The organism is Novosphingobium sp. RL4, assembly GCF_035658495.1.
GTDB lineage: Bacteria > Pseudomonadota > Alphaproteobacteria > Sphingomonadales > Sphingomonadaceae > Novosphingobium.
The window spans coordinates 1,238,329-1,251,864 of record NZ_CP141945.1; the positions used below are offsets into that span (position 1 = coordinate 1,238,329).

Below are 13,536 nucleotides of genomic sequence, written 5' to 3' on the forward strand. Positions count from 1 at the left end.
CCCTCCAACGGGAGCAGGATCATGAAGAGCTATCCGCAGAACTATATCGACGGCCGCTGGACCGACAGCCGGGGCGGCCGCCGTCATTCGGTGGTCAACCCGGCTACCGAGGGGCAGGCGAGCGAGATCGTGCTGGGCACCGCCGCCGACGTGGACCTTGCCGTGGAAGCCGCGCGGCGGGCGTTCGAGACGTTCTCGCAGACCGACAAGCAGGAACGCATGGCGCTGATCGGGAAAGTGATCGAAGCCTACAAGGCCCGCATTCCCGACATTGCGGAGGCTATCGCCACCGAAATGGGCTGCCCGATCTCCACGGCCTCGACCGCGCAGGCGGGATCGGGCGTGGCCCATCTCGGACAGGCGCTGGCTTCGCTCGATGCCTTCGAATTTTCCGAGAAGATCGGCGACAATACGGTGCTGCGCGAGCCGATCGGCGTCGTCGCGCTCATCACGCCGTGGAACTGGCCGATGAACCAGATCGTCGCCAAAGTGGGGCCGTGCCTGGCCGCCGGTTGCACGATGATCCTCAAGCCTAGCGAGGAAGCACCCAGTTCCGCCGCGATCTTCGCCGAAGTGATGGAGGCGGCAGGCGTTCCGGCGGGGGTGTTCAACCTCGTGCAGGGTGACGGCGCGGAAGTGGGCACCGCGCTGGCGCGGCATCCGGGGATCGACATGATCTCCTTCACCGGCTCCACCCGCGCCGGGATCATGGTGGCCAAGAACGCCGCCGATACCGTGAAGCGGGTGTCGCAGGAACTGGGCGGCAAGTCGCCTAACATCATCCTCGAAGGCACGCCGCTGGACGTGGCGCTTCCCGGCGGCGTGGGCGGGGTGCTGCTCAACTCCGGCCAGAGCTGCGTGGCGCCTACGCGCATGCTGGTCCACCGTTCGCAGCATGACGATGCGGCCGAGAAGGTGGGCGAGATGTTCGCCGCCAAGCCGGTTGGCGATCCGCTCAGCGAAGGGCCGCACATCGGCCCGGTGGTGAACAAGGCGCAGTACGAGAAGATCCAGGGCCTGATCCAGAAGGGCATCGAAGAAGGCGCGACGCTGGTGACCGGCGGGCTCGGGCGGCCCGAAGGGCTGGACAAGGGCTATTACGTCAAGCCCACCGTCTTCGCCGACGTGACGCCCGACATGACCATCGCGCAGGAGGAAATCTTCGGCCCGGTGCTGGTCATCATGCCTTATGACGATGAAGCCGACGCGGTGCGCATCGCCAATGACACGCCTTACGGCCTTGGCGCCTATATCGCGGGCGATCCGGCGCGGGCGGGCAAGCTGGTGGGCAAGCTGCGCGCGGGCGCGGTCTTCGTGAATTCCGGGGGCCTTGCTTTCGACATGCCGTTCGGCGGTTACAAGCAGTCCGGCAATGGCCGCGAATTCGGCAAGTTCGGGATCGAGGAGTTCCTCGAGGTCAAGTCGGTCATCGGCCAGTACCAGCCGGTCGAGGCGTGACGAAGGGGGGCCGGTATCTCCCGGCCCCATATGCCCGCCCCGCAATGGTCGGACGGGGGCGCAGGGCGGATGGATCAGGTCAGATCGGCGATCGACACGGTTCGTCCGCCCGCCGCCGCGCGGTTTCCCTCGCGGCGCAGGCGTTCGATCTCCAGACGGGCCGCGGGGGCCGGTTCGTCGGGCAGGGCCGCCAGCGAGGCCTCGTAAATCTCGCGAAAATCCTCGGCATATTCGGGGTGGGAGAAGATCAGGGGGGCATTCTCCTCGATCCCGCGCAGGGCCTTCTCGCCCACTTCGAGCGGGTCCATGCCGAGGTCGAAGGCAGCGCCGAACTGCGTCAGCGCCGCGCGGTCAAGCTCGCCGAAGCCGCTTTCGCCGAATGTCTCGGGGCGGCGGAAGGCGCTGTCCCAGGCGTTGGTGCGGGTAAGGCCGGGGCAGAGCAGCGATACGCCGATGCCCTGCGGGGCAAGGTTGTAGCGCAAGGATTCGGTAAGGCCGCGCACCGCGAACTTGCTGGCGGTGTAGATGCCGGCCTGCGGACCGGAGAGATAGGCGGCCATGGATGCGACATTGACGACATGGCTTCCCGGCCCGGTCCGTTTCAGCAGAGGAAGCAACGCGACAAGTCCGTTTACTACACCTCCGAAGTTCACGCCCATGATCCAGTCGTAATCGGCATGGCTGGCTTCGTCGGTCGGGCCGAACACGGAGACGCCGGCATTGTTCACCAGCACGTCGAGCCGGCCGAAGGTCGCCTCGATTTCCCTGGCGACTTCGGCGAAGCGGGCACGGTCGGTCACGTCCAGTTTCAGGAAAATCGGCGTTTCCCTGCCATTTTCCGCGAACCATCGCTCCGCTTCTGCGCGGTAGTCCTCATTGCGGTAGCTTAGCGCCAGCCGGAAACCCGCGTTCGACAAGGCGCGGGCGATTCCGAAGCCCAGGCCCGAAACCCCTCCTGTCACGAAGGCCACGCGTTTGCTGTTTTTCATGACAATCCTCTCGGCAAGACGAATTTATTCGTTAGTGTAGCAAATCAATAATCGAGGAGAGATCGAGATGCCAGAGCCTGATTCGAACCTGCCTCCCGCCCATCTCGAAGCCCGTCTCGATGCGCTGGAGCACCGGGTGGGCGAACTGGAGGATGTGAATGCCATTCGCCGCCTGCACTGGGCCTATGGCTATTACATCGATTTCAACCTGCCGGATCAGGTTGCCGAACTCTTCGCCGAGGACGGCATGGTCGTGTTCCTGTCGGGCGAGTACGTCGGCCATGCAGGGGTGAAGCGCCTTTACGGCGACTGGATCCAGCAGCGCTTCACCGGCGGAAAGCCGGGGCCGGTGAACGGGTTGCTGCTCGATCATTTCCAGATGCAGGACGTGATCACCGTCGCGCCCGATCGCCAGACCGCCAAGGGGCGCTTTCGCGGCATGCTGTTCGGCGGCTGGCACGACGATTTCCAGGACACGCGCGAGGAGATCATGCCGCAGCAGTTCATGGAAGCCGGCATCTACGAGAACGATTACGTGCGCGAGGACGGCGTGTGGAAGATCAAGCGGCTGGACTACATGATGCAGTGGCAGGGCGATTATGAGCAAGGTTGGGCGCACACCACCTCGCATCTCCAGCCCGCCGCGCTGACGTTCCCCGAGGATCCGATCGGCCCCGATCGCCTGCTGCCGCAAAGCGCCCACCGGCCCACCTGGCCCTATCGCCACGACGTGCCGATGCATTTCGCCCATCCCCGGTTCGGCAACGTGCTGGCTGGTCAGGAAGTGGGCTGAAAATCCGCCGGGACAGCGGCGGGGAGAGCCGCTAGCCTCGCAAAAAAGACGATAAAAGAAAGGGAAAGCGTGCCGGCAACAGATCCGCGTGAGATCATCGAGCGTGCCCCGATGTCACGGGCGCAAGTGGCGACCGTGGCGATCATGGTCGGGCTCAATGCGCTTGACGGGTTCGATGTGCTGTCGATCAGCTTCGCCGCGCCCGGCATCGCGGCGGACTGGGGGATCGACCGGGTGGCGCTGGGGGTCGTGCTGTCGATGGAACTGATCGGCATGGCCATCGGTTCGGTGGTGCTCGGCAGCGTCGCGGACCGGGTCGGGCGGCGGCGCACGATCCTCGGCTGTCTCTGCGTCATGGCGCTGGGCATGGCGATGGCGACGCAGGCGACGGGCGTGGCGACGCTTTCGGTCTGGCGCGTGCTCACCGGGCTCGGCATCGGCGGGATGCTGGCGGCGATCAACGCGGTGACCGCGGAATTCGCCAATGCCCGTCGCCGCAACCTGGCGCTGGCGGTGATGGTGATCGGCTATCCGCTGGGCGCGGTGATCGGCGGGCTCGCTGCCGCCTGGCTGCTGACCCTGTTCGACTGGCACGCGATCTTCTGGTTCGGCTGCCTCGCGACGGCGGCGTTCATCCCGCTGGTGTGGTTCCTGGTGCCGGAGCCGGTGCAGTTCCTGCTGGTGCGGCGCGGTCCGGGCACGCTGGCGCGGGTCAATGCCGTGCTGGCCCGCTGCGGCCATCCTCCGGTTTCGGCGCTGCCGCCGCCCACCGTGGAGGAATCCGCCGCCTCCATCGCGGACATCCTGCGCCCCGGCCTGATCGGCACGACGCTGCTGGTCACATTTGCTTACTTCGCCCATGTCGTGAGCTTCTACTTCATCCTGAAATGGGTGCCGAAGATCGTTGTCGACATCGGCTTTCCTCCGCCCGAAGCGGCCGGTGTGCTGGTGTGGGCGAACCTTGGCGGGGCGATCGGCGGGGCGCTGTTCGGCGTGGCGGTGCAGCGATTGCCGCTGAAGGGCGCGACGGTGGCGGTGCTGCTTGGGTCGTCCGTGATGGTGGCGTTGTTCGGCGCGCTTGGCGTGAACACGCTGGCCGGGCTCTCCGCGCTCGCCTTCGCCTCGGGCCTGTTCACCAACAGCGCGGTGTCCGGGCTCTACACGATCTTCGCGCGGGCCTTCCCCACCCATGTCCGGGCGACCGGCACCGGCTTTGCCATCGGCGTCGGGCGCGGCGGCGCGGCGCTGTCTCCCATCGTGGCAGGCATGCTCTTCGAGGCGGGCCTGCCGCTGGCCATGGTTTCCACGCTGATTGCCGGCGGCTCGTTCCTCGCGGCAATCGCCCTGTCCTGCCTCAAGCTGCGCGTGCGCGGCTGATTGGAGGTTCGTCTTGCAATACCAGTCGCATGTCGATGCCCTTGTCCGGCATCTGGAGATCACGCCCTTCCTTTCGGACCTTGCCGAGGCGGGCGTGGAGGTCGATCCCGAAACCTGGGGGCACGTCGTCACGCAGGCCGGGCGCATGGCGGAAGAGCTGGTAGCGCCGCTCGATCCGGTGCTGGACCGGCAGGGCGCTCAGGTGGCGTGCGGCCGCGTGCGGACCGCGCCCGGCCACCGCGAGGCCTGGGCGCGCTATGCGCAGGACGGCTGGCTCGGGCTGCCGCTGCCGGAAGCGATGGGCGGCATGGGGTTGCCGTTGCTCCTGCAGGGCGCCTGCGAGGAACTGCTCAACCGCGCCTCGCCCGCCTTTGCCATGCTGGCCACCCCGGGCCGCACGGCGGCGGAGCTGCTGCTGGAAAGCGCGGCGGAAGAGCTGGCCGGGGAATGGGTGCCGCGCCTGCTTTCGGGCGAATGGGCCGCCACTATCTGCATCTCCGAACCTGACGCCGGCTCGGACGTCGGTCGCATCCGCACGCGGGCGGTAAAGGGCGAAGACGGCGCATGGCGCGTGACTGGCGAGAAATGCTGGATTTCCTATGGCGACCATGATCTTGCCGGGCGGATCGGGCACTTCATGCTGGCCCGGTCTGGCGAAGGGCAGGGCGTTCGCGGGCTCGGCCTGTTCCTCGTGCCTGACGGCGACGGGGAGGGCGCGCGTGGCGGCGTGTTCCTGCGCCGGATCGAGGAGAAGCTCGGCCTTCATGGCTCGCCGACTTGCGTGCTCGGCTTCGAGAATGCGCCCGCCGTGCTGATCGGGCAGGAGGGCCGCGGGCTCCAGACCCTGTTCCACATGATGCTGCGTATGCGGCTTTCCTGCGGTCCGCAGGGGATCGGGGTGGCCAGCGGAGCCTTCGAAACCGCTCTGCGCTATGCGCAGGAGCGGCGACAGGGCGGCGCCCCCGATGCACCGCCCGTGCCCATTGCCGCTCATGCCGATGTACAGCGGATGCTGCTGGGCATGGCGGGCAGGATCGAGACCGCGCGCGCACTGGCGCTGGCCTGTGCGACGGCGCTGGAACTCGGCAGCCGCGCTGCGGACGGGGACGCGCGGGCGCAGTGGCTGTCGCTCGCGCAATTCCTGTTGCCCATCGTAAAGGACGGCGCGGCGCGGCTCGCCTTCGACGTGGCGAGCGAGGCGCTGCAGGTGCTGGGCGGGGCCGGCTATACCTGCGAATGGCCCGTCGAGCAGCGGCTGCGCGATGCGCGGGTCTTCTCCGTGTTCGAAGGGACCAGCGGCATTCAGGCCATCGACATGCTTCACCGCCGCCTCTGGCGCGAGGAGGGCGAGGGGCTGGCGCGCTTCCTTGCATGGGCGCGCGGCGAATTGCGGGATGGCGAGCCCTCCCGCCAACTGGCGCAAGTGCTGGACCTGCTGGAGCGGACCGCCGCCGATCTTTCGGCCATGCGGGGCGCGGCGCGAGGGGCAGAGGCCGGCGCGACAGCCTTCCTGGACTTGTGCGGCATGGCCGCCTGCGGCTGGATGGCGCTACGCCTGGTCCACCGCGCGGGCGACGATGCGGCGGGCAGGCGCATGAAGGCGGCGGCGCGTTTTCATCTCACCGAATTGCCCGTTCGCGCCGAAGCGCAGGCCGGGCTGGCGCGCCTTGGTGCGCAGCGGCTGGAGGGGATCGCCGCGCTTCTCGATTAGCGGGCTTTTGGCGGCGCCGCTCTCAGAGGCCGCCGATATCGACGTCGTGAATGCGCTTCAGGAGGGCTGCGAGCATGTGGAACTCGGCATCGGAGAAGCGTTCGCGCAGCCATAGTCCGAGTTCGCCGCTGCGCTCATGCGCGGCGGAAAGCATGGCCACGCCCTGCTCGGTAATTTCCAGCGTCTGGCGGCGGCGATCCTCGGTGGATTGCCCGCGCACGATCAGTTCGCGGCCTTCCAGACGGTTGATGATGCCCATCACCGTGGCGCGGTCCATCTGGAGCGTGCGGCCGATGTCGGCTTGCGAGGTGCCGGGATTCTCGGCGATCAGGAGCATCGCGGTAAGCTGGGTCTGGGTAATGCCCAGATCGCTGAAGATCTCCGAAAAACGGCGCTGCGTGGCGCTTTGGGCCAGGCGCAGGTGCAGGTCCAGAACGTGATCTAGCGTGCGACCGGCTGTCAGTCCCGCGAATGTTTCGGCGTCTCTCATCACGTCCTGTTGCGAGCGTTTGCGGGAATCGTCAAGCGATGGCTTGGAAAATAATTGTCAGTGAAGCATACAATATCGCGACGACAATATAAGACTGGAGAGGTTATGGCCCATTTCCCGGAAACCCCGAGCTTTACCGGCTTCAACACCCCATCGCGGATCGAGGCGGATATCGCCGACCTTGCGCATGAGGGCACGATTCCGCCCGAACTGAACGGTGCGTTCTTCCGCGTCCAGCCCGATCCGCAGTTCCCGCCGCGCCTTGGCGACGATATCGCCTTCAACGGCGACGGCATGATCACGCGGTTCCATATCCACGACGGCCGGTGCGACTTGCGCCAGCGCTGGGCCCATACCGACAAGTGGAAGCTGGAACGCGAAGCCGGAAAGGGGCTGTTCGGCGCCTATCGCAATCCGTTGACGGACGATCCCGCGGTGGAGGGCCGGTTCCGCTCCACTGCGAACACCAATGCCTGGATCTACGCGGGCAAGCTCTGGGCGATGAAGGAGGACAGCCCGGCGCTGCTGATGGACCCGGCGACGATGGAGACCATCGGTTTCGAGACCTTCGGCGGAGCCATGCGCGGGCAGACCTTCACCGCGCATCCCAAGGTCGATCCGGTCACCGGCAATATGGTTGCGATCGGCTATGCCGCCTCGGGCCTCTGCACCGACGACGTGGCCTATTACGAGGTCGGCCCCGATGGCGCGCTGCTGCGCGAGGTGTGGTTCAAGGCGCCCTACTATTGCATGATGCACGATTTCGCGATCACCCGGGACTACTTGGTGATGCACATCGTGCCCTCCGTGGGAAGCTGGGACCGGCTCGATAAGGGCCTTCCGCACTTCGGGTTCGACACGAGCCTGCCGGTCTATCTGGGCGTGCTGCCGCGCCGAGAAGGGGTGACAGGCGAGGAGATCCGCTGGTTCCGCCGCGACAATTGCTTCGCCAGCCATGTCCTGAACGCATGGCAGGAGGGATCGCGGGTCCACTTCCTCACCGCCGAGGCGAAGAACAACATGTTCCCGTTCTTCCCGGACGTCCACGGCGCGCCGTTCAACGGCATGGAGGCGATGAGCTATCTGACCGACTGGACCGTGGACATGGCCTCCAACGGCGATAGCTTCGAGGCGATCAGCCGCCTGTCCGATACCGCCGCCGAGTTTCCCCGCATCGACGACCGCTTCACCGGGCGCAAGACGCGTTACGGCTGGATGCTGGAGATGGACATGCGCCGCCCGGTGGAACTGCGCGGCGGCAGCGCGGGCGGGCTGCTGATGAACTGCCTGTTCCTCAAGGACCTCGAAACCGGGCGCGAGCAGCACTGGTGGTGCGGGCCGGTGTCCAGCTTGCAGGAACCGTGCTTCGTGCCCCGCTTCGCCGATGCGCCCGAGGGGGACGGCTGGATCGTGCAGGTCTGCAACCGGCTGGAGGACCACTGCAGCGACCTGCTGATCTTCGATGCGCTCGATATCGAGAAGGGGCCGGTGGCGACCATCCACGTTCCGATCCGGCTGCGCTTCGGGCTCCACGGCAACTGGGCCGATGCCGGTGCGATCGGGCTGGCGGCCTGAGGAGGAAGGCCCGCAAAAAAGGGGAGAAGCCGCTGCCGGGGCAGGCGGCTTCTCCCAAGCTTCCGGCGGTTGCGGGCCGAAAAGGCGGATGGGTTCGGCGGAATTCAGTCCGCGATGCCGGCGCGGGCCTTGAGGTTCGCCTCATCCCGGGCGGCGCGGCGGGAAACAAGCAGGATCAGCACCACGATGGGCACGGCGACCACGTTGATGCTCAGCATCGCCGTGCGCAGATCGCCGGTGATGTCGGATATCAGCCCGACCACATAAGGGCCCACGCCCATGCCGAGTATCGTCATGACTAGCAGGTAGAGGCTGGCGGTGAGCCCCCTCATGCGCGGCAGGACCTGATCGTAGAGGATCGCGTAGAGCGGCGGCATCCATCCTGTCAGCACGATGCTGTAGACCACGAAGCGCAAGTAGAAGTCCCCGGGCGAAGGTGCCCAGTAGACCCAGAACGACAGCAGTGGCGACAGGCCCATCGACATCAGCGCGATTCCCGCCCGGCCGCCGCCGGGAAACCGCTGGTGCAGCCGGTCGGACAGCGGCCCCCAGATCAGCGGGCCGACGATGCCGGTCGCGGCCGAGAGCAGGCCGAACTGCAAGGCGGTGTCGGCCAGCGAGAGGTGGTAGGTGCGGATCAGGAAGCTGGGGTTGAAGGCCATCATTCCGTAGTTGATCGTCGATTGCAGCGTGCCCACGGCAATCGCCATGATGAGGGTCGGCGATCCGGCGATCACGCGGAAGGCCTGCCGGTCGCTGGCCTTCACCCCTTGCAGCAGGTTGACGACGACCAGCAGGCCAATGCCGATCACCAGCCATTGCAGGACGTGCGGATCGATCGCGAAGGCGCCGAAGCCGAGCGGCGGGCGCGGTGACCGGGCCATGCCGATCCGCGCCAGCACGGTTCCCGCCACCACGATCAGGGCGAGTGCGGCAAAGTTGATGGCCACGCTGCGCAGGCTTGCCCGGCGCAGCGCCATGGCCACCCAGTGGCAGCCCGGCGTCACCGCGCCCAGCAGCGAGAGGCTGGCACGGAAGGGATGCGGATCGGGCGGCGTGGCGATGCCGTCCATCACGCCGCGTTCGGGTTCGCGCAGGCGCCAGAGGAAGATCGAAAGCACGAAGCCGGGCGCGGCGGCCACGAGGAAGGCGAATTGCCAGCCCTTCAGGCCCAGCGGCGCGGTGCCCGGCACGAAGGCGTCGCTCCACATCTGCGCGGCCAGTCCGCCCAGCACCAGCGATCCGCCCAGCCCCAGCGCAATGGCCGAGGCCATCACCGCCATCACGAAGCCCCGCCGGTGGCGCGGCCAGTAGTCGTAGATGAGCGAGGTACCCGCAGGCTGCGTCGCCGCTTCGCCGATGCCGACGCAGAGCCGGGACGCGGCCAGCATGGCGAAGCTGGAGGTCATCCCCGCCATGGCGGTGGCGGCCGACCAGAACAGGATGCTCAGCGACAGCAGCCGCCCGCGCAGCCAGCCATCGGCAAGGCGGCCGACCGGCAGCGAGAACAGCGCGTAGAACAGTGCGAAGACGGTGCCGAACAGCAGGCCCATCTCGGCATCGCCGATACCGAGGTCCTGTTTGATCGCCGGGGCCAGGATCGCGAGGATCTGGCGGTCCAGCAGGCTCATCGCATTGGTCAGGGCGATCAGCGCCAGCGCGTACCATCCGCCGCGCGCGACATGGCGGGCCGGACCCGTCGCGACCTGTCCGACCGGCGGTTTCACGTCTGCCTTCACAGGGCGAACCAGCGTTCGGCGTTGGTCTGGAAGAACTTGCGCTTCACCTCCGGAGCCATGTCCATGGCATCGAGCGCGCGGACCTCTCCGGCTTCGTACTGATAGGGATAGTCCATGGCGTACATGACCCGGTCCTCCCCCATGACCTGCTGGGCGAAACGGATCGCCGGTTCCCAGGCCATCCCGCTGCACGTCACCAGCACGTTGCTGCGGAAGTATTCGGCGATGGTCTTGTTGAGCGGCTTCATCCGTTCGTAGCGCTGGGAGCGGATTCCGGCCTGGTGCATGTAGTCCAGCCGGTAGAGCCAGTATGGCAGCGCCTCGCCCATGTGGCCGACCATGATCTGGAGGTCGGGATAGCGGTCGAAGATGCCGATGGTGATGAGCCGCAGCAGGTGCATCCCGGTTTCCACGCCGAAGCCGTAGATCGCGCCGTCCAGCCCGGATTCGAGCAGCGGCCCGATCATCGCGTCGGGCGGCGTGCCGGGATGGATGTAAAGCGGCTGGTCGGTATCGGCCAGCGCGCGGAAGATCGGGTCGAAGGCAGGATCGTCGAGATAGCGGCCTTGCGTGTGGCTGTTGATCTGTACGCCCCGGAAACCCAGCTCGAAAGCGCCGCGCCGGATTTCGCGGGCGGACCATTCCGGGTCCTGCGGCGCCACGGCGGTCATGCCGATGAAGCGATCCGGGTGGGCTTCGCAGCGTTCGGCCAGCAGGTCGTTCGCGGAAAGCGCGATGCCGCGCGCCTCGTCCAGGTCGAGCAGGGGCTGGACGCCCGGCGAAGTGAGCGCGAGCACGGCCTTGTCGATGCCGGTCGCGTCCATGTCGGCGATGCGGCGCTCGCCGAGATCGAGCAGGCGCTCGATGATCTGCATCGCGCGTTCGCTGGGGCTCTGGGCATAGAACCCCCAGAGCGAGGTCATGCCCCGGTCCGCCGTGCCGTCGCGCACCATGCGCAAGTAGACGTCGATCTGTTCGCGCGTGGCGAAGGCTTCCTCGGTGGCGATGCGCAGGTAGCCCTGCCTGCCGCCGGTCCTGAGGGCGCCGGTTTCGGGTGTGGTGGCCGGCAATTCGTCGATCATCTGCGATCCCATCCTCTTATCCTTCGTGGACGGCCTTGGTGACGAGGCAGGCCATGACGCCTTCCGGTCCGTCCTCGTGCCCATGTCCCGACCATTTGACCCCGCCGAACGGCGCATCGGCGCCGCCGATCATGGTGGTGTTGATGCCGAGCATTCCGGTTTCGATCTGCGCGGCGAGGCGTTTCTGCCGTGCCCCGTCGCCGGTCCAGGCATAGGCGGCGAGCCCATAGGGCAGGCGGTTGGCCTCCTCGATCATTGCCTCCTCCCCGGAGAAGCGGTTGATGAGCGCGACGGGGCCGAACGGCTCCTCGTTCATGATCCGCGCGGAGAGGGGCGTGTCGGACAGCACGGTGGGGGCATAGAAGAAGCCGCGGTTGCCGATCCGCTCGCCGCCTGCCTCAAGCCGGGCGCCCGCCGCCACCGCCTCGCGCACGAGTGCGTCGATGGCCTCGACCCGCCGCGGATTGGCGAGCGGGCCGACCTGGCTCTCCGGCGCAAGGCCGTCTCCCACTTTCAACCCGCGCGCGCGGCGGGCGAAGCCTTCGCGGAAATCCTCGAACACCGCATCCTCGACGATGAAGCGGGTGGGCGAGACGCAGACCTGCCCGGCGTTGCGATACTTGTGGCTCACCACGGTATCGAGCACGCGGTCGAGGTCCACGTCGGCGAAGACCAGCACCGGGCCGTGCCCGCCCAGTTCCATGGTCGTGCGCTTGAGGTCGTCTGCGGCGAGTTTCGCAAGGTGGCGGCCCACCGTGGTCGATCCCGTGAAGGAGAGCTTGCGGATCACCGGGCTGGCCAGCAGGTGGCGGCTCACTTCGTCCGGCACGCCGAACACGGCTTGCGCCGCGGCCGGCGGAAGGCCCGCGTCGAGCAGGCACTGCAGCACCGCGAGCGCCGAGGCCGGGGTTTCCTCCGCCGCCTTCAGGATGACCGAGCACCCCGCCGCGATCGGTGCGCCAAGCTTGCGGCCGGGGTTGCCGATGGGAAAGTTCCACGGTGCGAATGCGGCGACCGGGCCTACCGGTTCATGGACCACGGTAGAGCGCATCCCTTCCGGGCGCACCAGCGCGCGGCCGTAAAGGCGGAAGCACTCTCCGGCGTAGAATTCGAACAGGCCGATGTTCATGCCTACTTCCACGCGGGCCTCGCTCAGGGTCTTGCCCTGTTCGAGCACGGCGACATGGGCGATCTCCTCGCACCGCTCGCGCATCAGCCGCGCGGCGCCCTGCAGCACATCGGCGCGCTGCTGCGGCGTGGATCTTCGCCAGAGGCGGAAGCCGGCGGCGGCCACCTCCAGCGCGCGGTCGAGATCGGCGGCGTCGGCAAGCGGGAGCTGGCCCAGCACTTCGCCGGTGGCGGGATTGAGCACGGCGTGCGTGCGGCGCGTGCCGCCGGATACGCGTTCGCCGTCGATGATCATGGAAAGCGCGGGGTACTGGATCATGCCTCACCTGGGCCGGAGGAATGGGAGCCTGTCCGCCGGGGAGGGAGCCCCGGCGGACAGGCGGACGCGCGCTGCGCGTCTCTACTCGGCGGGAACGGCGGCGCTGCGTGCGTTCTCGCGATCGATGTCGCCCTGCCAGCGCTCCGCCACCATGGGCTTTCCGGTAACCGGGTGAGGCAGGTGGAACGGCAGCAGCTTGTGCGTCGGCCACAGCCAGTGATCCTCGATCAGGGCATCGGGGCCGCTAGGGTCTTCCGGGTAGAGGGTCTTGGGGAAGGGCACGTATTCGGCCTCGGTGAAGGCCCAGCCCTTGTCGAAATCGGCGTGCCAGTGCGGGAAGTAGTTGAGCACATGGATGCGCCAGACGCCGTCCACCTTCTTGTAGGTGTTCTCGTAAATGCCGCCTTCCCACCACTGGCGCGCATTGGCGGTGAGGGGGTTGGAGGGGTCGGTATAGTCGCGGTGCCGGCCGGCCTGCATCATCGAGCGGGCGCGGGCATGGGCGGTTACGCCGTCCGCCTCGATGGTGACGATGTCCTGCAGCTGCGGATGGTCGAGCAGGAAGCCGTCGATCGGGCCGTTGTTGCCGTGCGTGAAACGCTTCTGGAACCGTTCGACATAGAGGCGGTGCACGCCCTCCCGGCCCTTCCACACGCCGCCGAAGAAGCGCACTTCGCCATCTTCGGTGAACAGGTCGATCACCTCGTTGTACATGCACTTGTCGATCAGGTAGCCGTAGAGATGCTGGAGCTTGCGCACGTCAAGCTCGTCCTCGCGCACGGTGAGGCGGCGCGCCAGTTCAGCCACTTGCGCTTCCAGCGCGTTGATCCGGTCAGTGTCGGCCATTTCGGTTCTCTCCTTGTCGTCCTGTTGGT

Annotated in this window: 11 protein-coding genes; 5 read left to right on the forward strand and 6 right to left on the reverse strand. The window is 67.2% G+C overall.

All coding sequences use genetic code 11. The features are described from left to right. Positions 1-21 precede the first annotated feature (21 nt). Positions 22-1,458: an aldehyde dehydrogenase family protein gene (locus tag U9J33_RS22510; protein WP_185999286.1), complete on the forward strand. Its 1,437-nt coding sequence runs from the start codon at positions 22-24 to the stop codon at positions 1,456-1,458. A 74-nt stretch (positions 1,459-1,532) separates the two neighbouring features. Here the strand turns inward: U9J33_RS22510 and U9J33_RS22515 are convergent, their stop codons facing one another. Further along, complete coding sequence (locus tag U9J33_RS22515) at positions 1,533-2,447, reverse strand: SDR family oxidoreductase (protein ID WP_054436036.1); 915 nt, start codon at positions 2,445-2,447, stop codon at positions 1,533-1,535. Between the two features lie 67 nt (positions 2,448-2,514). Between U9J33_RS22515 and U9J33_RS22520 the strand changes: the two genes are divergently transcribed. The 3 genes from U9J33_RS22520 to U9J33_RS22530 all read left to right on the forward strand — a co-directional run bounded on the left by U9J33_RS22520 (position 2,515) and on the right by U9J33_RS22530 (position 6,328). Beyond that, on the forward strand, positions 2,515-3,240 hold the full coding sequence (locus U9J33_RS22520; RefSeq protein WP_185999287.1) for a nuclear transport factor 2 family protein: 726 nt from the start codon (positions 2,515-2,517) through the stop codon (positions 3,238-3,240). Between the two features lie 69 nt (positions 3,241-3,309). Continuing rightward, on the forward strand, positions 3,310-4,617 hold the full coding sequence (locus tag U9J33_RS22525; protein WP_292636514.1) for an MFS transporter: 1,308 nt from the start codon (positions 3,310-3,312) through the stop codon (positions 4,615-4,617). A gap of 13 nt (positions 4,618-4,630) precedes the next feature. Then, the gene (locus U9J33_RS22530; protein ID WP_324699220.1) at positions 4,631-6,328 is read left to right on the forward strand and encodes an acyl-CoA dehydrogenase family protein; all 1,698 of its coding nucleotides are present in this window, start codon (positions 4,631-4,633) and stop codon (positions 6,326-6,328) included. 22 nt (positions 6,329-6,350) lie between these two features. Here U9J33_RS22530 and U9J33_RS22535 read toward each other — a convergent pair whose 3' ends face one another. Then, entirely contained in the window at positions 6,351-6,818 is a 468-nt protein-coding gene (locus U9J33_RS22535) for a MarR family winged helix-turn-helix transcriptional regulator (RefSeq protein ID WP_054436039.1), read from the reverse strand. Positions 6,819-6,923: 105 nt separating this feature from the next. Between U9J33_RS22535 and U9J33_RS22540 the strand changes: the two genes are divergently transcribed. Next, positions 6,924-8,393 carry a carotenoid oxygenase family protein gene (locus U9J33_RS22540; protein ID WP_324699221.1) on the forward strand — a complete coding sequence of 490 codons (1,470 nt, stop codon included), beginning with the start codon at positions 6,924-6,926 and terminating at the stop codon, positions 8,391-8,393. A 104-nt stretch (positions 8,394-8,497) separates the two neighbouring features. Here U9J33_RS22540 and U9J33_RS22545 read toward each other — a convergent pair whose 3' ends face one another. The 4 genes from U9J33_RS22545 to U9J33_RS22560 all read right to left on the reverse strand — a co-directional run bounded on the left by U9J33_RS22545 (position 8,498) and on the right by U9J33_RS22560 (position 13,507). Beyond that, on the reverse strand, positions 8,498-10,120 hold the full coding sequence (locus tag U9J33_RS22545) for an MFS transporter (RefSeq protein WP_292636515.1): 1,623 nt from the start codon (positions 10,118-10,120) through the stop codon (positions 8,498-8,500). 8 nt (positions 10,121-10,128) lie between these two features. After that, positions 10,129-11,226 (reverse strand): amidohydrolase family protein, encoded by a 1,098-nt coding sequence (locus U9J33_RS22550; RefSeq protein WP_231635705.1) that lies wholly within the window; start codon positions 11,224-11,226, stop codon positions 10,129-10,131. A gap of 4 nt (positions 11,227-11,230) precedes the next feature. Beyond that, entirely contained in the window at positions 11,231-12,661 is a 1,431-nt protein-coding gene (locus U9J33_RS22555; RefSeq protein WP_185999289.1) for an NAD-dependent succinate-semialdehyde dehydrogenase, read from the reverse strand. Positions 12,662-12,742: 81 nt separating this feature from the next. Next, entirely contained in the window at positions 12,743-13,507 is a 765-nt protein-coding gene (locus U9J33_RS22560; protein ID WP_054436042.1) for a nuclear transport factor 2 family protein, read from the reverse strand. Between the last annotated feature and the right edge of the window lie 29 nt (positions 13,508-13,536).